The sequence below is a fragment of the Burkholderia sp. AU15512 genome (assembly GCF_002223325.1).
Lineage (GTDB): Bacteria > Pseudomonadota > Gammaproteobacteria > Burkholderiales > Burkholderiaceae > Burkholderia.
In genome coordinates, this window is the sequence record NZ_NKEX01000008.1 from 263,237 (window position 1) to 283,279 (window position 20,043).

A 20,043-nucleotide genomic window follows, 5' to 3' on the forward strand; every position below is an offset into this window, starting at 1 on the left:
CCGATCGCACCGGCCGCGATGACGACACGGGCATCGCGACTGCGCACACGGACGGGGGCGCGCGCAGGCATCGGTGCGGCATCGACAGCATGCCGGTTCGCGGCCCGCGTCGCCCGGGCCGGCCATTGACGCAGGTCAACCCCATTCCTCATGCAAGCCATACAGTCGAGTCGAACGCTCGCGCGATGCCGCACGCGACTGCGCGCCGGATGCGGGATGGCGGCGGCGACGGGGCCGGATTCGCGCCGGGCGTGTTCATGCCGCCCGCTGGCGGGCGGAACGCGATGCGTTGCGGGGCAGGGTGATGAACCAACGGTTATGGGCGCTCGGCGTGCTGCTTGCATTGAACGCGTGCGCCGGCGCGCAACGGAACGCGGCCTTCCGGTCGACGGAAACGCAGTTGTTCGCGACGCGCCAGGCCGCGGTGCTGCAGTGTTCGACGCCTGCCGAATGCGACCGTGCATGGCACTTCGCACGCCGCTATGTCGAAGCGCATTCGTCGACCCGGATCACGCGCGCCGATGCGGAGACGATCGAAACGGCGGCGCCGTTTCTGGCCGGAGAAGTATATCTGTGGGCCTCCCGCACGGCGTCGGGCGGCGCGTCGGTGATCCGGCTCAAGGCGATGTGCAGGGGCATGTACGACAGCGATGGCGGCCCGGGCTGGCGGTACGACGCGTGCGCGACGAAGATCCTCGACATCGAGCGGGGCTTCCGGTCGTACGGGAACCCGGCGCGTTCGTCCGACGCGCCGACTGCGCCGGTCGTGCCGCGATGATCCGGCGTCGCGCGCTCACTCGCGTGCCGGTTGCCGCGTGATTCCGAACCGTTGACCTCCGTCAACGCCTGTTTCCGGCGAACGCCGATGATGAAAACCAGGCCGAACGCCGCCGGCGCATCGGGTCATCCAGCGAGGTCGGTATGTACACGAACATCATGGTCGCCGTGGACGGCAGCCCTTCGTCGCAACGCGCGCTCGACGAGGGCTTGAAGGTGGCGCGCTCGTACGGTGCGCGCCTGTTCGCCGCTTTCGTCGTCGACAAGTCGCTGATGATCACGTTCGGCGGACGTCTGGACCCGGATGCATTGCTCGACGAGATCCGGCGCGATGGTGCGTCGGTCCTGCGACACGTGGAACGAACCATCGCGCACGCGGCAGTCAATGGCGAGACGGAACTCCTGGAGACCGAGATCGGCGAGAGTGTCGCCGAACGGCTGCAGCGCTACGTCGCCGAGCGGTCTATCGATCTCGTGGTGGTCGGCACCCACGGGCGGCGCGGGGTCCGACGGCTGTTCCTCGGCAGCGTCGCCGAACGGTTCCTGCGCGGATCGAGTTGCCCGGTCCTGCTCGTGCGCGGCAGCGACGCCGCACCGGCCGCGGCGGCAGCTTAGGGCCGCCATGCACGGGGGCGCCGCCAGCCGGCGCCTGCCCGTGCGTAACCTGCCGAGGTGAGCATCATGCAGATCTCCTTTCCTTCCGAACATCCGACGTATTGCGGCCTGGATCCGGCGCTGACCTTTCCGGCGCTGGTCGAAGGCCGCCGCGTGCATTGCGCGATCACCGCTGCGGCGCTGGAGGATCACTTCCGCGCGGCGTCGCCGCGCGAACAGGATCTGGTGGAGGCGTTCGCCCGCCACCGTCCCGCGATCGAGCGCGCCGCACGCTGCCTGCTCGAGGAGATGGGCGGCCGGCCGATCCTGCTCCACAGCGGCTATTTCCGGTTCTGCACGTGAGCGCCCGCAGCCGTTGACGCGCATCAAGCGCATGCCGATACGGGCAGTTACGCTGGAATCCTGATGATCGTTCGTCCGTTGCGCGGCACACGGTGCCGCGCTGATCCGGTCTTCGTCATGGCGTCGCGCGAGCGGGACGAAGGCGCGGCCCGCCTGTCTATCGTTGAAGGAGTACGAACCATGAGCAATGTCACGCGTTACGATCCGTTTTCGATCGAACCCGTCGCCGACCTGTTTCAGGGGCTGTTCAGGCCGCTGCGCGGGATGACGCTGACGGACGAGCCCGACCTGGCCTCGATGAAGATCGACGTGACGGAAAGCGACAAGGCGTACACGGTCAACGCGGAACTGCCGGGCGTCGCCAAGGACGACATCGACGTCCAGGTGACGGGCAGCACCGTCTCGATCCACGCGAAAGTCGAGCGCAACCAGGAGCAGAAGGAGGGCGAACGCGTGATCCGCCGCGAGCGCTACAGCGGCGCGATCAGCCGTTCGTTCTCGCTGTCGGGCGAGATCGACGACGCGAACGCAACGGCGACTTACCAGGACGGCGTGCTGTCGCTGACGCTGCCGAAGAAGGCGCCGGTCGCGCAGAAGAAACTGGCCATCAGCTGATCGGACGGCCGGCAGCGGGCGATGCGGGCACGCGTCGTCCGAACGGAGCTATCGGCGCGCGGCGCGATCCGCGCGCCGTTTCATTGAGGCGGTCGCGCGAACGCCTGCGCATTCGATCCGGCGCCGCCGGCGAAGTAGCGCTCCGTCTGCGCGTCGGGCGGCGTCCGTTGACCTGCATCAGCGCTCCCTCGCCGCGCGTGTGCAAATCTGGAAACGTGCGGCGCACAGGCGCGCCGCGGCTCACGGGAGTGCAGGCGATGAAGACCGACAAGCAGTTGAAGCAGGACGTTCAGGACGAACTGGAATCCGACCCGGCGATCGACGCGACACGTATCGGTGTCGAGGTCGTCAACCGGATCGTGACGCTCTCGGGTCATCCGCCGAGCTATGCGGAGAAACTGGCGATCGAGCGGGCGGCGAACCGCGTGGCCGGCGTCAAGGCGCTCGTCGTCGACATGACCGTGCATCTGCCGGACGACGACGTCCGCACCGACGAGGACATCGCGAACGCGGTGCGTTCGGTGCTGCACTGGACGGTCGGGCTGCACGACGACGCGGTGAAGGTGCAGGTCGAACACGGCTGGATCACGCTGTCCGGCAGGGTCGAATGGGCCTATCAGAGCCATCTGGCCGTGCGGGCGATCTCGCAGATGCGCAGCGTGACCGGCGTGACCGACCATATCGCGGTGCAGGGGGCGATCGGCTCGGCCGACATCGGCGGCAACATCAAGCGCGCGATCATGCGCCATGCGGAGCGCGAGGCGAAGCACATCGCGATCGAGGTGCGCGACGGCACGGTGCGGCTGTCCGGCAAGGTCGGCTCGTTCTCCGAGCGCAAGGCCGTGCGCGGGGCGGCATGGTCGGCGCGCGGCGTGCGCGCCGTCGTCGACGACCTGGTCGTCGAGTAACGCCGGCAAGCGGCAAGCGGCAAGCGGCAACCGGCGACCGGATGCGCGGTCCGCGCGGAAGGGGAGTCAAGTGACACTGTCAGGCGAGGTACACGATGCGGACTGGTCGGTGGCGTTCGAGACGATCGCCACCGGAACGGGCGGCTACCGTTGCAGGATCCACTTGACGCTGATGTCGCCGGACGGCGCGTGCGAGCGCACGTTCGCGCACAGCCGGACCCGCGACACCGAGCGCGAAGCCGCGATCGACGGGCTGCGCGCCGGGATGACGTGGGTCGAGTTGAGGAAGTCGAACATGTTCACGGTTTGAAGCCGGGGCGGTCGTGAACGCGTTGCCTGAGTGGCGATGTTTCGTTCGTCATCCGATGCAGTCGATGCCGCATCGCGTGTGCGCCGACGTGCGTGACCGTCCGACCGATCACGGGCGGCGTGCGGCGGCGCGGCGCGAGCGACGGGTGCGCCGCCGCGCATACCAGCCGCCGATCGCGCGCCAGATGTCGGGGGCGGATTCGCAGTACGTGAACAGCTCGAGATCGCGGCGGTCGATCATCCCTTCGTCCGCGAGGAAGGCCAGGTCCACCGCGCGGCGCCAGTACGCTTCGCCGACGAGGATGACCGGCAACGGCGGGATCTTGCGTGTCTGCAGCAGCGTCAGGACTTCGAACAGCTCGTCGAACGTGCCGTAGCCGCCGGGGAAGAATACCGCCGCCTTCGCGCGTTCGAGCAGGTGTAGCTTGCGGATCGCGAAATAGTGAAACCGGAAACAGAGACCGGGCGTGATGTACGGGTTCGGCGCCTGTTCGCGCGGCAGCTCGATGTTGAAGCCGATACTCGGCGCGCCGCGCTCGTACGCGCCACGATTGGCGGCCTCCATGATGCCGGGGCCGCCGCCGGTGACGATGGCGAGCCGCGCGGTGCGCGTGCACCGGTCGGCGTGGCCGACGATGCGCCCGAGTTCGCGCGCGACGCAGTAATACACGCTGTGCTCGACGAGCCGGCTCGTCATTGCGACGGCGTGACGCCGGACCGCATCGTGCGGCCGCGCCGCGAGCAGGTGATTGGCTTCGTTCAGCCGCGCGTTCGCGACGGCAGGGGCAACGATGCGCGTGCTGCCGTAGATCACGACGGCATGGCCGATGCGTTCGTTCTGCAGGCGTTCCTCGGCCTTCCAGTAGTCGAGTTGCAGCCGGATGCCGCGCATGCCCGCGCGCTGCAGGACGGTGGCATCGTCGTCGGCGGGCGTGCGGTTCGGGCGGTTGGCGAGACGCGGCGCGCGATGCGGGATGCGCTGGACGCGGTCGTCGCCGACGATCGCATCGGGCCGCGTGCGTGCGCGTTTGCCGGGCGCGGCCGCCGGCGTCGGGCCGGCTGCGGTACGTCGGCGCACTCCGCCTCGACGAGCGATACCGGCGGGAACGCGTTTGACGACGGTCGACATGAGCGGCTGGCTGGCGGGCCGGTTACTGGCTGAGCACCCACTGCACGAGCAGGTGCGCATCGTCGGCGGACAGCGGGCCGCCGCGATCCTCGGCGGACGGCATCGGCGTGTCGCCCCAGTGCACGCGGCCGCCGACGCGCAGCTTGCGTTCCAGTTCCGGCGCGGCCGCCGGATCGCCGCGGTAGCGCTGCGCGATGTCGTGGAACGACGGCCCGAGGAACGTCATGTCGGACGTATGGCAGAACATGCAGTGCTGCGCATTGACGAGATCGGTCGGCTCGGGCACGGCCGTTTGCGCGGCGGCAAGGTGCGCCGCCGTGACGGTCACGCAGAAGGCGGCGTCACGCAGAAAGCTCATGATGTTTCCTCGTCCGGATCAGAAAGGCAGCGCCGCCGGGCGCGCTCACGAAACGACATCATCGAGCGGGCGGCGCGGCGAGTGCGGTGTATGCGGGCCGCGCCCAACCCGCAGCAGCAACTGCGGCTCGCCGTGCAGCCCGAGCATGTGACGCAGATGGGCGCGCAGCCCGGCCGTCTCGATCGGCTGGTTCAGGTACGACGCGGTATAGCCTGCACGCGTCGCGACGAGCAGGACGCGCTCCAGCGCCTGTCCGGCGGCGAGCCACGCGTCGCGATCGTCGCGCACGGTCGAAATGCAGACGACCAGCGGCGACGCGCCGACGAGCTGGTGATGCAGCGCGGCCAGCCCGTTGCCGAGATCGAAGGTCCGCACCGCCATCGTCACGACGGGCGCCGCGAAATCCAGCAGCGTCGGCACGCCGGCCGCGAACGCCGGCATGCCGTCGGCGTGCCGGCGTGGATCGATCCAGCTCGCCAGTTCGCGCCTGAAGCGCGGGTCGGCGAACTGCTGCTGATCGGCCTCTGCAACCAGCTCGGCCACCCGTGCGCGGTGCGCGATCGAGTCGACGCAGGTGATCTCGGCGCCTTCCGCGACGCCGGCCGCGATCAGCGCCTGCTGAAGGTCGTCCGGCACGGCGGTCGAGTCGAACGGCGCGCGCGTCGTGACGCGCTCCGGAATCGCATCGAACAGCGCGCCGAGCGACGCGTCGGAATAGCCGTCGTCGCACACCCGGACCAGCGCGAGCAGATCGGGATCGATATCGGACGGAAACGGGCTGATCGTGTGGGCGAGCCCGGCGTGATCGAGCGCGACGCGCAGGTTGAGCAGGGCCGCACCGCAGCTGATGATCAGTTCGCGATCGAACGGATCGATGACGGGCAACGCACGGACACGATCCGCGCAGACCGCGATCGTGGGACCGTCGACGATGAACCGCCACGGCTGCGAGTTGTGGCTGGACGGGGCCAGCACCGCGTAGGCCAGCAGCGACCTCAGATGCGCTTCAGGGTGGGCGCTTGCGGCTAGTGGGGGAACGGATACCATTCGATCATCTCCTGGTCGCCTCACGTCGGGCGTGATGCCACTTCATCGTGTCAGCAACCGCCCGTCCGCCGTTGACCCACATCAAGCGTCCGTCACCGGGCCGTGCGTACGCGACGCGCAGCGACTAGCGTGGAGAGGTGAAGCGTACGCGCCGGCGCGCGCGAGGAGGCGAGCATGCTTGCGATGATGTTTGACGGCACGACACCGCATTTGCGCGAGGCGCGCGTGCCGGACCCGTTGCCGGCGGCAGGCCAGTTGCTGATCGACGTACACGCATGCGGCGTATGCCGGACGGACCTCCACGTCGTCGACGGCGAGCTCGCGCATCCGAAACTGCCGCTGATCCCGGGGCACGAAATCGTCGGCACGGTGCACGCGCTCGGCGCGGGCGTGACGGGCTTCGCGGTGGGCGAGCGCGTCGGTGTGCCATGGCTCGGCTCGACGTGCGGCCATTGCGCATACTGCGCGACCGGCCGCGAAAATCTGTGCGACAGTCCGGGATTCACCGGCTATACGATCGACGGCGGCTACGCAGAGCGCACCGTCGCCGACCACCGCTATTGCGTGCATCTGCCGCAGCGCTACACCGATCTCGAAGCCGCGCCGCTGCTGTGCGCCGGCCTGATCGGTTATCGAACCTTGCGCATGGCGGGCGATGCGCGGCGCATCGGCATCTACGGCTTCGGCGCGGCGGCGCATCTCGTCGCGCAGGTCGCGCATGCCGAGGGGCGCAAGGTGTTTGCGCTGACGAAGCCCGGCGATACCGTGGCGCAGCAGCTGGCGCGTTCGCTCGGCGCCGCGTGGGCCGGCGACAGCGACGAAGTGCCGCCCGAGGCGCTCGACGCCGCGCTGATCTTCGCGCCGGTGGGCGCACTGGTGCCGGCCGCGCTCCGCGCCGTCGACAAAGGCGGGACCGTCGTGTGCGGCGGCATTCACATGAGCGATATCCCGGGCTTTCCGTACGCGTGGCTGTGGGGCGAGCGCCGCATCGTGTCGGTCGCCAACCTGACACGTGCGGACGCGGTCGAATTCATGCGGGTCGCCGAGGCGACGCCGCTGCGGGTCGAGGCCGTGCGCTACGCGCTGACCGATGCGAACCGCGCGCTCGACGATCTGCGCACGGGCCGTTTGTCCGGGGCGGCGGTACTCGCGATGCGCGGCTGATGCGCGGGCCGCGCGCGCAGTGCGCGGCGAGGTCAGATTCGCCCGAGGCCTTCCGGATCGACGATGCGGATCTGCTTGCCTTGCGCGGCGACGAGCCCCTTGTGCTGGAACTTCGACATCATGCGGCTGACCGTTTCGAGCTTCATCCCGAGATATTCGCCGATCTCGTCGCGCGTCATCCGCAGCACGAATTCGGCGGCCGAGTAGCCGCGCGCCTTGAAGCGCGTGGACAGGTTCAGCAGGAACGCGGCCACGCGCTGTTCGGCGGTCATCGTGCCGAGCAGCAGCATCAGCGCGGATTCGCGGACGATTTCGCCGCTCATCATCTGGTACACGTGATGCTGCATCGGCCGGACTTCGCGGCACATCTGCTCGAGCTGGCCGAACGGAATGATGCAGACGGTGCTGTCCTCGAGCGCGATCGCGTCGCCGTTGTGGTGCCCGGTGTGCACGCCGTCGAGCCCGAGCGATTCGCCGACGATCTGGAAGCCGGTGATCTGCTCGTCGCCGTCGCGATGCATCACGATGGTCTTGAACGATCCGGTCCTCACCGCATAGATGCTGTTGAACGCATCCCCCGCGCGAAACAGCGTTTCGCCGCGCCTGACGTGCCGCGTCGTGCAGATCATCGCGTCGACGCGCGCGAATTCGTCAGGAGAAAGGTCGGTCGGCATGCAGACGGTCCGCAACGCGCACGTCGAGCAACGGGACGCGGCGCGCTTCGGTTGGTCCGCCCGGTCGACGGAATGCAGCGGGATGTACGGGCGTAACGGCGTGGTCGGCGAAACTTCGGCAGGGCGCTGCATGATCGGCTCCAGTACGTTCAGGACGGCGACGAGCCGCCGTGGGCGGGATCGCGCGGGTGGTAGCGCCCGCGGCCCTGACGGTTGTCGCACTCATGGTGAAGAACCGCGCCGGACGAGCCGGCAGACCTGTCCCGACGGCGAGTGCCGCCTTTGCTCCGCGACGCGCGTACTTGTTTTTCTTGATCTGGAGTATGGAGGTTGCGCGGCGTCAAGGAAATCAGCAGCCATGGAAGATGCAGTAGGTCACATGGAAGTGATGTAGGCGGTTTCCTACACGGGTGCGGCATTCTGTCCGGGCGCGACGCGCGGGCGCACCGGTCGTGCGCCCGCGCCGCCGTCAGAGCTCGTCCGGGTCGTCGAACAGCTTGTGGCGCATCGCATAGCGCACGAGCGCCGTGTCGTTCGGCATTTGCATCTTCTCGAGAATCCGCGTCTTGTAGGTGCTGACCGTCTTGACGCTGACACAGAGCGCTTCCGCGATTTCGGAGATCGACTCGCCGATGGTGACGCGCCGGAACACGTCGAATTCACGGTCGGACAGACGCTGGTGCGGCAGCAGATCGGTCGGCTCGTTCAGGCTCTGCGCGAACTGCTCGGCCATGGTCAGGCTGACGTAGACGCCGCCCGCCGCGATCTTGGTCAGCGCCGCGATCAGTTCGGCGCTCGCGCTCTCCTTGGTCATGTAGCCGGATGCGCCGGCGCGGAACGCGCGCACCGCATATTGCTGCTCGGCGTGCATCGTCACCACGAGGATCTGCAATGCCGGCTTCTCGTCCTTGATCTGCCTGATGAGTTCGACGCCGTTGCGGCCGGGCATCGACAGGTCGAGCACCAGCACGTTCGCGGGGGTATCCCGCACGCGCGCGATCGTGGACGTGCTGTCGCACGCTTCACCCGCGACCTCGAAGCCGCTGGCATTCTGCAGGATGTGCCGCAGACCGTCCCGGACGAGGGCGTGGTCGTCGGCGATGAGTACCCGGATCATGGCAATCCCTTCCTTGCCGGATCGCGTGGCGCGGGCCACGCGGCGGCATGCGTCGATCATCGTCGCGGACCGGCGCGCTCGATCGTTCGATGGTGGCCGACGCCGATGACCGGACGATGTCCATCGTCGTCGGGGCCGGATCGGCACGGGGTCCGGTTCGTCGATGCCCCGAAATTGTGCGCCGGTCGCCGGCGTTCGCCAATCGGGATCGATGCGGACTGCCGCCGTCGCGTGGGCTTGACCGGCGTCAACCGGATCGCGTCGGCCGGCCCCAGACTGGTTCGGCAAGCCGGTCGATGCCGGGCAACGACAGGGAGGCGTCATGTACGCACGGATCTTCGCAGCACTGGACGGCAGCCGCGGTGCGCGGCTCGCGCTCGACGAGGCGATCGCGCTCGCCCGTCATTCAGGCGGCCTGATCGTCGCCGTGTGCGTGGTCTCGGACGCGCCACGACGGACGGACGTCGACCGCGGCTACCTCGACCCGCGCGATCCGGCGGGGCTGGATGCGGACAGGGCCGCGATCGCGGTGGCGGATGCAGAGGCCGCGTTTCGCCTGTGCGGCGTGCGCGGCATCGCGCACACGATCGACGCGTGCGGCGACGCGGTGTCGTCCGTGCTGGCGCGCGCTGCCGCGGAATGCGACGCGGACCTGATCGTGATGGGCACGCACGGGCGCCGCGGCATGCGCCGCGCGGTGCTCGGCAGCGTCGCCGAATCGCTGGTGCGCACCGCCGACCGGCCGGTGCTGGTCGTGCGTGAGGGGCGGGGCGCGTGCGCGGCCGTGTTGTGACGGAAGAGGGTAGCCGCAGGCGGCTGCCCCTTCGTCATGCGTGCGGCGTCAGTGCGACAGCAGCACCGGCACCGTCATCGTCTCGAGGACGGTGCGCGTCGCACCGCCCAGCACGCGTTCGTGCATGCGCGCATGGCTGTACAGGCCCATTACCAGCAGATCGGCATGCAGGTCGGTCACCCGGTTCAGCAGCGTCGCGCCGACGCCGACCGACCGGTCGCGCGGCGTCGTCGAGAACGACGCGCGCACGCCATGCCGCTCGAGATACGCGGCGACGTCGACGCCCGGCGGCGTCTTGTCCGGATCGGGTTGGCCGTGCACGACCGTCTCGACGTTGACGAAGCGCGCGCGGGCCAGCAGCGGCAGCGCGTCGGCCATCACGCGGGCGGCCTCGCGCCCGCCGTCCCAGCCGATCAGCACGTTCTCGCCGATCGTTCGCACGTCGCCCGCGTAGGGCACGACGATCGCCGGACGGCCGCTGCCCATCACGACATCCTCGACGAAATGGCGCGCCACGTAGGTCATGCGATCGTCCGGGTCTTCCTGGCCGAGGATCAGCAGGTCGGCGTGGCGTGCGTGCAGAATCGCGGCGGCAGTTGCGTCGCCGGCCGGCGCCTGCCACTCGACGCTGCGCCCCGCGCGCTCGGCGGCCATCAGGAATTTCTCCTCGGCCTCCTTGCGCCGCTGGTCGCACAGGCGTTCGTACACGGCCAGCTTCAGCGGTTCGTCGGGCCGCCGCAGCGGTTCGAAGAGATCCTGGCAGACCGCGTAGAGGCCGATCAAATGCGCATTCCAGCGCGCCGCGAGTTCGAGCGCGAGGTCGACGCGAGTCGCGCAGCGCGCGCTGTCGTCGAGGTGGACGAGCAGGGTCTTGTAGCTCATGACGGCTCCTTTTCGGTGGAGGCCGCGACGGTCTCGGCGGGTTTGCCGGACGGGCAGGCCGCCGGAATCATCAGCACCGGGCACGTGGTCAGCCGCAGCACGCGCTCGGCCACGCTGCCGAGGAAGAGGCGCTGAACGCCGCGCCGGCCGTGCGTGCCCATGATGATCAGGTCGGCCTCGATTTCGTTGGCAAGACTGACGATCCGGTGCGGGATGTCTTCGCCCGCCGGCGCGACGTTGGAGATCTGCGGCGTGCCGGCGACGTCGCGCGCCTTCAGGCGTCGCGCCGCGTCTTCGGTGACGCGCAGCCCTTCTTCACGAAAGGCGTCGACCAGGATCGACGGATCGTAGCCGTACATGTCGTACGCCGGCACCAGGAAATCGACGACGTAGACGGGCGTCAGCCGCGCACCCGTCTCCGACGCGATGGCCAGCGCGGCGTCGAGGGCTCGGGACGACGTGTCGCTGCCGTCGAGCGCAACCAGAATGTTCGAGTACATGGCATGTCCCTTGAACGGAGGTGGATGAAATCATCATCGGCGCGTGCGCGCCGCTCGCGCTGATCTGGATCAAGCGTCGCGGTTGGCGCGGTGCGCGCGGCGATCCACGCTGCGTGGGTCGTCTCGACGGCTACCGTGGCCGCGCGCGACGCGGCCGACACGACCTGCGCGCGGCCCGCGTTCGCATTCGCGTGCGCGTCCGCAGCGGCCGGTTCAGTGCGACATCAGCACCGGGAGCGTCATCGACGCGAGCACCGTGCGGGTGGCGCCGCCCATCACCATCTCGCGCCAGCGCGGATGGCCGTACGCGCCCATCACGAGCAGGTCCGATCCCGTTTCGTAAGCGCGCGACAGCAGCGTGTCGCCGACCGACGCGCCGGCACCGGTATCGATGTCGAGCACGTTCACGTCACGCGCGTGGCGCGCGAGCATCAACGCGGCATCGGCGGCGGGAACGCGCGTGGTCGCCGCTTCGGCGTCGCCGTCGACCACCGCGGCGACCGTCGTGCGCTTCGCGTGCTCGAGGAAGGGGAGCGCATCGTGCGCGGCACGGGCCGCTTCGCGGCTGCCGTCCCAGGCGACGAACACCCGTTCGCCGATCGACGGGAATTCCCCGATGTACGGCCAGAACAGCACGGGGCGACCGGCGGACAGCACGAGGTTCTCCGGAAACTGGTCGTCGATATAGGTTTCGGGATCGTTCGGGTCGCTCTGGCCCGCGATCACGAGGTCGGCAAGACGCGCGGCGCGCGGCACCGCGACGTTCGCGCGCTCGTCGGCACGAACCCAGGCGGCCGGCACTTTTGCGCGGGCGGCTTCCGCATGGAACAGGCGCTCCAGCGCGGCGAGCCGCTCATCGCGCCGCTCGCGGTGTTCACGGAAATAGTCGGCGGAACCGGCCATCACGTAGAACGAATGCGGCTCCGGCGTGTAGACCGCGAACAGGCCGGTGAGATGTGCACCGAAACGCCGGGCGAGACGCAACGCGAGTTCGAGGCGCGAATGCGCGCGGGCGCTCGTATCGAGGTGTACGACCAGGCTTTTGTAGCTCATCGGAATCGCTCCATCGACGGGTCATCCGCCAGTGCAATCCAGTCTACGAAGCAGGGTGTCCGCGCGCTTGACTCAGATCAACGGCAATTGCGCGCTGCGGCCGCACAGTGAAACGGTCGCGGCGTCGATCATGGGTAGGGGGCGTCAGGGCGGCGGCCGGACCTTCGATCGGATCGAAGGCGGGACCGCGATGCGCTCCGCGCGTCGATGTCGCTGAACGACGTGTGCCGTGCGGGTCGCGATCTCGCGTGGCGGATGTGTGCGCCAAACCGCGACTCGGGGCATGCACCCCTTGCGGGGTGGGTTCGCGGCAACTCACGCACCTGTTGCCTTCGGCGAATCGACCCGGCAGGCGAGGCGCGACGAGACGAACGCGGGCGCCGCCATCGACCGCTATCTGCGCGAGGCCGTACGTACCGGTGCAGTTCAAGCGTGCACGCGTGGCATTCGGCTTCCGTCACGAACGTACCTGTCACCCTTTTGATGGAGGAATCCTAATGAAAGCACTCGTCTACCACGGGACCGGGCGCAAGGCGCTCGAGGAGCGGCCCATGCCGGAGCTGCAGTCGCCCACCGACGCGCTCGTGCGCGTGACGCGCACGACGATCTGCGGCACCGACCTGCACATCCTCAAGGGCGACGTCCCGACTTGCGAACCCGGCCGCATTCTCGGCCACGAAGGCGTGGGGATCGTCGAGCAGGTCGGCGCCGCCGTCGATGCGCTGAAGCCGGGCGATCACGTGTTGATCTCCTGCATCTCGTCGTGCGGCCGCTGCGAATATTGCCGGCGCGGCCTGTATTCGCACTGCACGACCGGCGGCTGGATCCTCGGCAACCGGATCGACGGCACGCAGGCCGAGTACGTGCGCATTCCGCATGCGCAGACGAGCCTCTACCGGATTCCGCCGGGCGCGGACGAGGAGGCGCTCGTGATGCTGTCGGACATCCTGCCGACCGGGTTCGAATGCGGCGTGCTGAACGGCAAGGTGCAGCCGGGCTGCTCGGTCGCGATCGTCGGCGCGGGCCCGATCGGGCTGGCGGCGCTGCTGACCGCGCAGTTCTACTCGCCCGCACGGATCATCATGATCGACCCCGACAGCAACCGGCTGGACGTGGCGCATCGCTTCGGCGCGACCGATTGCATCGACGGCCGCACCGGCGACCCGGTGGCGGAAGTGATGAAGCTGACCGACGGCGTCGGCGTGGATTGCGCGATCGAGGCGGTCGGGATTCCGGCGACGTTCGAGATGTGCACGTCACTGGTGGCGCCGGGCGGCGTGGTCGCGAACGTCGGCGTGCACGGGGTCAAGGCCGACCTGCACCTCGAGAAGCTGTGGGATCGCAACATCTCGATCACGACCCGGCTCGTCGACACGGTCAGCACGCCGATGCTGCTGAAGACCGTGCGCGCCGGGCGCCTCGATCCGAAACGCCTGATCACGCACCGGTTCTCGCTCGACGACGTCGAGCGCGCGTACGACACGTTCGGCCGCGCGGCGCAAACCCACGCGCTGAAGGTCATCATCGAAGTCGGTTGATGGCCGGGTCGCGCGCGGCGGGAACCGGCAGGCGACACCCGGTTCCCGCCCCGTCCCGTGGGACACGCCGTCAGGAGGAAAGCGCGGCCGGCTCGCGCGTGTCGCCCGATTCGACCGCATCGAGATCGACGCACTGCGCATACACCGGCACCTCGCACGGCCAGTGCAGCCGCTCCGCGATGCGCCTCCGCATCGCGTCGGCCGCGGCCGGCTCGCCATGCGTGACGAAGGTTCGCACGGGCGCGCGCTGCATCGTACCGAGCCAGCGGAGGATCTCCTCGTAGTCGGCATGCGCGGAGAGCGTCGTGATCGACTCGACCTGCGCGCGCACGCGCACGTACTCGCCGTGGATCTTCAATGTCGGCTCGTGCGCGGCCAGCGCCGCACCGCGCGTGCCGGCCGCCTGGTAGCCGACCAGCGCGATCGTGTTGCGCGCATCGGGCGCGTAGCGGCTCAGGTGGTGCAGCACGCGGCCGCCGGTGGCCATCCCGCTGCCGGCGATGATGACCATCGGGCCCTGATGGTCGGCAATCGCCTTCGACTGCTCGACCGAGCGGATCATCGTGGCCGCGTGGCCGAGCGCGTTCGCTTCGGAAGGCGTGAGCCGGTGTTCGAGGATATGGTGACGATAGATCTCGGTTACGTCGGTGGCCATCGGGCTGTCGACGAATACCGGCACGCGCGCCATCCGGCCCGACGCCTTCAGGCGCGCGATGGTGTGCAGGATCTCCTGCGCGCGGCCGACGGTGAAGCACGGCATCACGACCACGCCGCCGCGCGCGAAGGTCTTGTCGAACAGCGCGGCGAGTTCGCTCTCGGGGTCCGATTGCGGATGCAGCCGGTCGCCGTACGTCGATTCGACGACCAGGTAGTCCGCATGCGCGGGCGCCAGCGGCGGCTGCATGATCGGGGCGTGATAGCGGCCGAGGTCGCCCGAGAAGGCCAGCACCTTGTGATCCCAGTGCATCACGACGCTCGCCGCGCCGAGAATGTGCCCGGCCGGCAGCAGGCGGAACGCGAGCCCGCCGCCGAGCGCCGTGCATTCGTCGAACGCGACGGGCTTCAGCAGGTGCAGCGCGCGCTGCGCATCGTCCAGCGTGTAGAGCGGCTGCGCTGGATGATGCTTCGAATAGCCGTGGCGGTTCGCGAAATCGGCTTCTTCCTCCTGCAGCCGCGCGCTGTCGCGCAGCATGATGTCGCAGAGTTCGGCCGTGGCCGCCGTGCAGTACACCGGTCCGCGGAACCCTTCGCGCGCCAGCACCGGCAGATAGCCGGTATGGTCGATATGCGCGTGCGTGAGCACGACCGCGTCGAGCGTGTCGGGTGCGACCGGCAACGGGCTCCAGTTGCGCAGCCGCAGGTTTTTGGTGCCCTGGAACAGGCCGCAATCGACCAGCACGCGCCGGTTGCCGTGCTCGACCAGGTACTTCGACCCGGTCACGGTTTCGGTCGCGCCGAGAAATGTCAGTTTCATGGATCGCCTCACGGGAGTGGACGGAGCAGTGAGTCGATTACAGCGCGGATGCGCGCGCGGCGATTGATGGAAATCAGGGATTGCCGTATCCGTATCCGTGCTCGGCCCGGCTCGGGCGAGGTTCGTTCTTCGGCCGTTGCGGCTCCGGGTTGACGTCAATCAACGCCTGGGCAGGACGGCGGCACCGGCGCGTGTCGGCACGCGTCGCTCCGGCCGCCGAGTGCGAGGGTCATCAGCAGCACGGGAACGCGAGGCCGGCGGTCAGCGCGGGGAACGTCGCGCTGTCACGCGCGGGTTGTCGCGGGTTTCGCCGCGTCCGGCGTCATGATCGTGTCGCGCTTTGCCGCGCGGTTGATCTGCATCAACGGACGCATCCGGCATTCGCGCACCCGGCGGCCACGGCCGCCAGCACGTCGTTGGTTGATCCTCGTCAAGCCACTGCCGCCGTCGTGCGCGATGCTGAAGCCGGTGCAGCCCCATCGCCGATCGCGAATGTCGCGACCGGTACGGGGTGACGGGAGACCGACATGAAGTCCGATGCAGCACTCAAGCAGGACGTCGAGCAGGCGCTGTTCTGGAATCCGGCGATCGACGCGCGACGGATCGACGTCGACGTACGCGACCGGGTCGTGACGTTGCGCGGCACGGTCGACAGCTGGGCCCAGAAACTCGAGGCGCAGAAAACGGCGCTGCATGTCGAGGGTGCGCGCGCGCTCGTGCTCGAACTGAACGTCACGCCGCCCGCGAACGCGTGCGCGGATCAGGAGCTGGCGATCGCGATCACGTTCGCGCTCGGCTGGCAGGAGGCGCTGCGCGATCACCGGATTCGCGTCGAGGTCGACCACGGTTGCGTGACGCTCGACGGCGAAGTCGATCATGCATACCAGAGTCGGGCGGCGGAAAAGATGGTCAGCCGGATGATCGGCGTCGTCGGCGTCGCGAATCGCATCCGGGTGCGAACGGACCACACGGTGCCGGACGTCGGCACCCGGATCGCCGAAGCGCTGGCGCGTCGCGCGCAGCGTGAATCCGCCGGGATCTCGATTGCCGCCGACGACGGCATCGTCACGTTGACGGGCAAGGTCGCGTCGCTCGCCGAAAGGCGCGCCGCGTGCGGTGCGGCCGCGTCGGTCAGGGGCGTGCGCGAGGTCGTCGACCGGCTGACCGTTGCATGACGATGCATGAGCAGGCCCGCGCCCGCGGTGCCGGTTCGACGCCATGAAAAAATCATTCGATTACTCCGCGCTGCTGATCCCGTTCGCGTTTGCCGTGCTGGTGGCATATCAGCTGCTGATGGCCCAGCCGGCCACGACGTCGATCTCGTACAGCGATTTTCACCGCCTGGTCGACGCGCGGCTCGTCGACGATCTGGACATCGGCCCGTCGTCGATTTCGGGCGTGCTGCGCATGCCGCAGGCCGGTGCGAACTTGCCGGCATCCGACGCGGCCGCCGTGAAGAAGGCGGGCCCGCCGTGGCGCTTCACGACGAACCGGGTTTCCGACGACCGTCTCGTCACCGACCTCACGGCCGCCGGCATCCGCTATCGCGGCGCGCCGGATTCGGGCTGGCTCGAGACGCTTGCCGGATGGCTATTGCCGGTGATCGTCCTCGTGACGTTCTGGAGCTTCATGATGCGCCGGCCGGGCGGTGTCCGTGACCTGAGCGGCATGGGCAAAAGCCAGGCGCGCGTGTACGTGCAGCAGGAAACCGGCATCACGTTCGACGACATCGCCGGCATCGACGAGGCGAAGGCCGAGCTGCAGCAGATCGTCGCGTTCCTGCGCAACCCCGAACGCTACCAGCGGCTTGGCGGCAAGATCCCGAAAGGCGTGCTGATCGTCGGCGCGCCGGGCACCGGCAAGACGCTGCTCGCGCGTGCGGTGGCCGGCGAGGCGGCCGTGCCGTTCTTCACGATCAGCGGCTCGGCGTTCGTCGAGATGTTCGTCGGCGTGGGCGCGGCGCGCGTGCGTGACCTGTTCGAACAGGCGCAGCAGAAGGCGCCGTGCATCGTGTTCATCGACGAACTCGATGCGCTCGGCAAGGCGCGCGGCGTCGGCCTGATGTCCGGCAACGACGAGCGCGAGCAGACGCTGAACCAGTTGCTCGTCGAGATGGACGGCTTCCAGGCCAATTCCGGCGTGATCATCATGGCCGCGACGAACCGGCCCGAGATTCTCGATCCGGCGCTGCTGCGGCCCGGGCGCTTCGACCGCCACATCGCGATCGACCGGCCCGACCTGAATGGCCGCAAGCAGATCCTGGCCGTGCACACGAAGCGCGTGAAGCTGGCCCCGGAAGTCGACCTCGCCGAGCTGGCGCAGCGCACGCCGGGCTTCGTCGGCGCGGATCTCGCGAACGTCGTCAACGAGGCCGCGCTGCATGCGGCCGAACTCGGCAAGCAAGCGATCGGCATGGCCGACTTCGACGAAGCGATCGACCGCGCGATGACGGGCATGGAGCGCAAGAGCCGCGTGATGAACGACGAGGAAAAGCGGACCATCGCGTACCACGAAGCCGGGCACGCGCTCGTCGCGCAAAGCCGCGTGCATTGCGATCCGGTGAAGAAGGTGTCGATCATCCCGCGCGGCATCGCGGCGCTCGGCTACACGCAGCAGGTGCCGACCGAGGATCGCTACGTGCTGCGCCGGAGCGAGCTGCTCGACCGGCTCGACGTGCTGCTCGGCGGCCGGGTGGCCGAGGAGATCGCGTTCGGCGACGTGTCGACCGGCGCGCAGAACGATCTGGAGCGTGCGACCGCGCTGGCGCGCCACATGGTCATGCAGTACGGGATGAGCGCGAAGCTCGGGCTCGCGACGCTCGACGATGCGACACCGCAGGGCGGTTCGCCTGGCGTGTGGACGCCGGGCGACGGCCGGTGCAGCGAACACACCGCGCAGTTGATCGACGAGGAGGTGCGCGCGCTGCTCGAAGACGCGCACGTGCGGGTCGCGGCGACGCTCGGCGAGCATCGCGACGCGCTCGAACGGATCGCGCGGTGCCTGCTGCAGCACGAGTCGATCGATCACGACACGCTGGTGGCGCTCATGACGCCGCCGGATGATCGCGGCGCGGCGCCCGAGCCGGCGCGAGCCGATGCGGAGCCGGTAGCGGCGGCAGACACGTCGGCCTGATCCGCCACTGGCTACCGGCCACCGGCCACCGGCGATCGTCGTGTCGTCAAGTGGCAAAATTGGCCAATTCATGCCTTTTTGTGGTTTTTCATCCGAATGTCATCCCGCGTCGCGATAGTGCGGAATCGTGCGCCAGTCCCGGTAACGAACGATGCGAGCCGGCCGGTTCGCGTCGCACGCGGAAATACGTCCAGGGGACGCGGCAAGCAGCAACCGATACGCTCGCCCTGAAAGGGCGGCGCATGTCATCTCGACACAAGGAACGTGCAATCGTGAACGCCATCGCAGCGGCAGACGCTTATGACGTGATCATCGTCGGCGCCGGCATCGTCGGCCTCGCCCATGCTTATACGGCGGCGCTCAAGAGGCTGCGCGTCTGCGTGATCGAACGCGATGCCGCATGCGTGGGCGCGTCGATCCGCAATTTCGGCTTCGTCACCGTCACCGGGCAGCACGCCGAACACAGCTGGCGGCGTGCGCGGGCGAGCCGCGAGGTCTGGGCGGACGTCGCGCCGCAAGCCGGCATCGACGTGCTTCACCGGGGCCTCCACCTGATTGCGCGTCGCCCCGAGGCGATGCAACTGATCGATGCGTTCATGCAGACCGGCATGGCCGACGGCTGCCGGGTCATGATGCTCGGCGAGGCAAAGGCCGTCGCGCCGGAACTGCGGCTGGACGGTGCGCAAGGCGTGCTGCACAGCCCGCATGAACTGCGCATCGAGCCGCGTACCGCGATCGCGTTGCTGGCGTCCTGGCTGGCGGAACGCTTCGATGTGCGATTTCGTTACGGCGAGATGGTGCACGAGGTGCGCACGCCAACCGTGCGTACGTCGCGCGGCGTGTTGCACGCGGAGCGCGTGATCGTCTGCGGCAATGCGGACAGTCGCCATCTGGTCGGCGACTGGTTCGCGCGGCACGCGGTGCGGCTGTGCCAGTTGCAGATGCTGCGCGTGCGGCCGCGCCGCCCGCTGACACTGCGCGCCGCGGTGATGAGCGACCTGAGCCTGCTGCGTTACGCGGGTTTCGCGACGCTGCCCGCTGCCGACGCATTGCGCACGCGCCTGAAGGCGGAGGAACCCGTGTGCCTCGGTTACGGCATCCACCTGATCGTGGTGCAGAGCGCCGACGGCAGTCTCGTGGTGGGCGATTCGCACGAATACGGCGCCGCACCGCTGCCGTTCGCGACGCAGGAGATCGACGCGCAGATCCTGCGCCTGCTGCACGAGACGCTCGATGCGCCGGAACTGGACATCGTCGAACGCTGGACCGGCAGCTACCCGTCGGCAGCCGGTGCCGATTGCGTGATCGAGGCGCCGGATGACGGCACGCGCGTCGTCGTCGTGACGAGCGGCGCCGGGATGAGCACGGGCTTCGGGATCGCGCAGGACGTGTTTGCCGCGTGGTGAGGGCGGGGGCCTGCGCGTCGCGCAGTCGCCGGGCTCCCGGGATGCTGTTGCGCGCGATGTGCCTGCCGGCACGATGGCACGATTCACCGGCTGGTTTAGTGTGTTTAGCGAAACATTCGAATCACGAATTTGTCTAGTCATCCTGATCGAAAGATCAGATGAAATGCACCATGTTCGTGCCGAGAATCACCACCGCGACGCACGTCAGAG

21 protein-coding genes are annotated in these 20,043 nt (G+C 68.8%); 12 read left to right on the forward strand and 9 right to left on the reverse strand.

The genetic code is table 11. From position 1 onward, the window contains the following. The first annotated feature begins 304 nt into the window (after positions 1–304). The 6 genes from CFB43_RS33490 to CFB43_RS33515 all read left to right on the forward strand — a co-directional run bounded on the left by CFB43_RS33490 (position 305) and on the right by CFB43_RS33515 (position 3,567). Positions 305–778: a hypothetical protein gene (locus CFB43_RS33490; RefSeq protein ID WP_089498421.1), complete on the forward strand. Its 474-nt coding sequence runs from the start codon at positions 305–307 to the stop codon at positions 776–778. A 143-nt stretch (positions 779–921) separates the two neighbouring features. Further along, the gene (locus CFB43_RS33495; protein ID WP_089498422.1) at positions 922–1,392 is read left to right on the forward strand and encodes a universal stress protein; all 471 of its coding nucleotides are present in this window, start codon (positions 922–924) and stop codon (positions 1,390–1,392) included. Between the two features lie 66 nt (positions 1,393–1,458). Beyond that, the gene (locus CFB43_RS33500; protein WP_089443921.1) at positions 1,459–1,734 is read left to right on the forward strand and encodes a DUF1488 domain-containing protein; all 276 of its coding nucleotides are present in this window, start codon (positions 1,459–1,461) and stop codon (positions 1,732–1,734) included. Positions 1,735–1,914: 180 nt separating this feature from the next. Next, the gene (locus CFB43_RS33505; RefSeq protein ID WP_089443922.1) at positions 1,915–2,349 is read left to right on the forward strand and encodes an Hsp20/alpha crystallin family protein; all 435 of its coding nucleotides are present in this window, start codon (positions 1,915–1,917) and stop codon (positions 2,347–2,349) included. 257 nt (positions 2,350–2,606) lie between these two features. Then, complete coding sequence (locus CFB43_RS33510; protein WP_089443923.1) at positions 2,607–3,257, forward strand: BON domain-containing protein; 651 nt, start codon at positions 2,607–2,609, stop codon at positions 3,255–3,257. A gap of 70 nt (positions 3,258–3,327) precedes the next feature. Next, positions 3,328–3,567 carry a hypothetical protein gene (locus tag CFB43_RS33515; RefSeq protein WP_089498423.1) on the forward strand — a complete coding sequence of 80 codons (240 nt, stop codon included), beginning with the start codon at positions 3,328–3,330 and terminating at the stop codon, positions 3,565–3,567. Between the two features lie 108 nt (positions 3,568–3,675). Here CFB43_RS33515 and CFB43_RS33520 read toward each other — a convergent pair whose 3' ends face one another. The 3 genes from CFB43_RS33520 to CFB43_RS33530 are packed head-to-tail and all read right to left on the reverse strand — an operon-like array spanning position 3,676 to position 6,100. Next, positions 3,676–4,695: an LOG family protein gene (locus CFB43_RS33520; protein ID WP_089498424.1), complete on the reverse strand. Its 1,020-nt coding sequence runs from the start codon at positions 4,693–4,695 to the stop codon at positions 3,676–3,678. Between the two features lie 22 nt (positions 4,696–4,717). Beyond that, complete coding sequence (locus tag CFB43_RS33525; protein ID WP_089498425.1) at positions 4,718–5,053, reverse strand: c-type cytochrome; 336 nt, start codon at positions 5,051–5,053, stop codon at positions 4,718–4,720. Positions 5,054–5,098: 45 nt separating this feature from the next. Continuing rightward, entirely contained in the window at positions 5,099–6,100 is a 1,002-nt protein-coding gene (locus CFB43_RS33530) for an Acg family FMN-binding oxidoreductase (RefSeq protein WP_089498426.1), read from the reverse strand. Between the two features lie 174 nt (positions 6,101–6,274). On the opposite strand from CFB43_RS33530, the gene CFB43_RS33535 reads away from it, so the two are divergent. Beyond that, on the forward strand, positions 6,275–7,264 hold the full coding sequence (locus CFB43_RS33535; RefSeq protein WP_089498427.1) for a zinc-dependent alcohol dehydrogenase family protein: 990 nt from the start codon (positions 6,275–6,277) through the stop codon (positions 7,262–7,264). Between the two features lie 32 nt (positions 7,265–7,296). Here CFB43_RS33535 and fnr read toward each other — a convergent pair whose 3' ends face one another. Together fnr and CFB43_RS33545 are read right to left on the reverse strand one after the other, a co-directional pair. Next, positions 7,297–8,070 carry a fumarate/nitrate reduction transcriptional regulator Fnr gene (gene fnr / locus CFB43_RS33540; protein WP_089498428.1) on the reverse strand — a complete coding sequence of 258 codons (774 nt, stop codon included), beginning with the start codon at positions 8,068–8,070 and terminating at the stop codon, positions 7,297–7,299. Between the two features lie 337 nt (positions 8,071–8,407). Continuing rightward, entirely contained in the window at positions 8,408–9,055 is a 648-nt protein-coding gene (locus CFB43_RS33545) for a response regulator (protein ID WP_089499043.1), read from the reverse strand. 322 nt (positions 9,056–9,377) lie between these two features. Here CFB43_RS33545 and CFB43_RS33550 point away from each other — a divergent pair, with 322 nt between their 5' ends. Next, positions 9,378–9,848, forward strand: a complete 471-nt coding sequence (locus tag CFB43_RS33550) for a universal stress protein (RefSeq protein WP_089498429.1) — start codon at positions 9,378–9,380, stop codon at positions 9,846–9,848. A 48-nt stretch (positions 9,849–9,896) separates the two neighbouring features. Here the strand turns inward: CFB43_RS33550 and CFB43_RS33555 are convergent, their stop codons facing one another. The 3 genes from CFB43_RS33555 to CFB43_RS33565 all read right to left on the reverse strand — a co-directional run bounded on the left by CFB43_RS33555 (position 9,897) and on the right by CFB43_RS33565 (position 12,283). Next, on the reverse strand, positions 9,897–10,730 hold the full coding sequence (locus tag CFB43_RS33555) for a universal stress protein (RefSeq protein WP_089498430.1): 834 nt from the start codon (positions 10,728–10,730) through the stop codon (positions 9,897–9,899). Beyond that, positions 10,727–11,230 (reverse strand): universal stress protein, encoded by a 504-nt coding sequence (locus tag CFB43_RS33560; RefSeq protein WP_089498431.1) that lies wholly within the window; start codon positions 11,228–11,230, stop codon positions 10,727–10,729. Before CFB43_RS33560 ends, CFB43_RS33555 begins: the two co-directional genes overlap by 4 nt. Positions 11,231–11,443: 213 nt before the next feature. Beyond that, positions 11,444–12,283: a universal stress protein gene (locus CFB43_RS33565; protein WP_089498432.1), complete on the reverse strand. Its 840-nt coding sequence runs from the start codon at positions 12,281–12,283 to the stop codon at positions 11,444–11,446. 497 nt (positions 12,284–12,780) lie between these two features. On the opposite strand from CFB43_RS33565, the gene CFB43_RS33570 reads away from it, so the two are divergent. Beyond that, entirely contained in the window at positions 12,781–13,821 is a 1,041-nt protein-coding gene (locus CFB43_RS33570; RefSeq protein WP_089498433.1) for a zinc-dependent alcohol dehydrogenase family protein, read from the forward strand. A gap of 70 nt (positions 13,822–13,891) precedes the next feature. On the opposite strand, the gene CFB43_RS33575 is transcribed toward CFB43_RS33570, so the two are convergent. Further along, a complete protein-coding gene (locus CFB43_RS33575) occupies positions 13,892–15,295 on the reverse strand; it encodes an MBL fold metallo-hydrolase RNA specificity domain-containing protein (RefSeq protein WP_089498434.1) in 1,404 nt (467 codons plus the stop codon). A gap of 527 nt (positions 15,296–15,822) precedes the next feature. Here CFB43_RS33575 and CFB43_RS33580 point away from each other — a divergent pair. From CFB43_RS33580 to CFB43_RS33590, 3 genes are all read left to right on the forward strand, one after another. Beyond that, complete coding sequence (locus tag CFB43_RS33580) at positions 15,823–16,470, forward strand: BON domain-containing protein (RefSeq protein WP_089498435.1); 648 nt, start codon at positions 15,823–15,825, stop codon at positions 16,468–16,470. Between the two features lie 43 nt (positions 16,471–16,513). Then, entirely contained in the window at positions 16,514–18,427 is a 1,914-nt protein-coding gene (gene ftsH, locus CFB43_RS33585) for an ATP-dependent zinc metalloprotease FtsH (protein WP_089498436.1), read from the forward strand. 242 nt (positions 18,428–18,669) lie between these two features. Further along, positions 18,670–19,833 carry a TIGR03364 family FAD-dependent oxidoreductase gene (locus CFB43_RS33590; protein ID WP_089498437.1) on the forward strand — a complete coding sequence of 388 codons (1,164 nt, stop codon included), beginning with the start codon at positions 18,670–18,672 and terminating at the stop codon, positions 19,831–19,833. Positions 19,834–20,043 lie beyond the last annotated feature (210 nt).

What these genes read in the sequence shown, in the direction of transcription:
- CFB43_RS33490 (WP_089498421.1), top strand. Translation starts at nt 305, where the DNA reads ATGAACCAACGGTTATGGGCGCTCGGCGTGCTGCTTGCATTGAACGCG.
- CFB43_RS33495 (WP_089498422.1), top strand. Translation starts at nt 922, where the DNA reads ATGTACACGAACATCATGGTCGCCGTGGACGGCAGCCCTTCGTCGCAA.
- CFB43_RS33500 (WP_089443921.1), top strand. Translation starts at nt 1,459, where the DNA reads ATGCAGATCTCCTTTCCTTCCGAACATCCGACGTATTGCGGCCTGGAT.
- CFB43_RS33505 (WP_089443922.1), top strand. Translation starts at nt 1,915, where the DNA reads ATGAGCAATGTCACGCGTTACGATCCGTTTTCGATCGAACCCGTCGCC.
- CFB43_RS33510 (WP_089443923.1), top strand. Translation starts at nt 2,607, where the DNA reads ATGAAGACCGACAAGCAGTTGAAGCAGGACGTTCAGGACGAACTGGAA.
- CFB43_RS33520 (WP_089498424.1), bottom strand. Translation starts at nt 4,695, where the DNA reads ATGTCGACCGTCGTCAAACGCGTTCCCGCCGGTATCGCTCGTCGAGGC.
- CFB43_RS33525 (WP_089498425.1), bottom strand. Translation starts at nt 5,053, where the DNA reads ATGAGCTTTCTGCGTGACGCCGCCTTCTGCGTGACCGTCACGGCGGCG.
- CFB43_RS33530 (WP_089498426.1), bottom strand. Translation starts at nt 6,100, where the DNA reads ATGGTATCCGTTCCCCCACTAGCCGCAAGCGCCCACCCTGAAGCGCAT.
- CFB43_RS33535 (WP_089498427.1), top strand. Translation starts at nt 6,275, where the DNA reads ATGCTTGCGATGATGTTTGACGGCACGACACCGCATTTGCGCGAGGCG.
- fnr (WP_089498428.1), bottom strand. Translation starts at nt 8,070, where the DNA reads ATGCAGCGCCCTGCCGAAGTTTCGCCGACCACGCCGTTACGCCCGTAC.
- CFB43_RS33545 (WP_089499043.1), bottom strand. Translation starts at nt 9,055, where the DNA reads ATGATCCGGGTACTCATCGCCGACGACCACGCCCTCGTCCGGGACGGT.
- CFB43_RS33550 (WP_089498429.1), top strand. Translation starts at nt 9,378, where the DNA reads ATGTACGCACGGATCTTCGCAGCACTGGACGGCAGCCGCGGTGCGCGG.
- CFB43_RS33555 (WP_089498430.1), bottom strand. Translation starts at nt 10,730, where the DNA reads ATGAGCTACAAGACCCTGCTCGTCCACCTCGACGACAGCGCGCGCTGC.
- CFB43_RS33560 (WP_089498431.1), bottom strand. Translation starts at nt 11,230, where the DNA reads ATGTACTCGAACATTCTGGTTGCGCTCGACGGCAGCGACACGTCGTCC.
- CFB43_RS33565 (WP_089498432.1), bottom strand. Translation starts at nt 12,283, where the DNA reads ATGAGCTACAAAAGCCTGGTCGTACACCTCGATACGAGCGCCCGCGCG.
- CFB43_RS33570 (WP_089498433.1), top strand. Translation starts at nt 12,781, where the DNA reads ATGAAAGCACTCGTCTACCACGGGACCGGGCGCAAGGCGCTCGAGGAG.
- CFB43_RS33575 (WP_089498434.1), bottom strand. Translation starts at nt 15,295, where the DNA reads ATGAAACTGACATTTCTCGGCGCGACCGAAACCGTGACCGGGTCGAAG.
- CFB43_RS33580 (WP_089498435.1), top strand. Translation starts at nt 15,823, where the DNA reads ATGAAGTCCGATGCAGCACTCAAGCAGGACGTCGAGCAGGCGCTGTTC.
- ftsH (WP_089498436.1), top strand. Translation starts at nt 16,514, where the DNA reads ATGAAAAAATCATTCGATTACTCCGCGCTGCTGATCCCGTTCGCGTTT.
- CFB43_RS33590 (WP_089498437.1), top strand. Translation starts at nt 18,670, where the DNA reads ATGTCATCTCGACACAAGGAACGTGCAATCGTGAACGCCATCGCAGCG.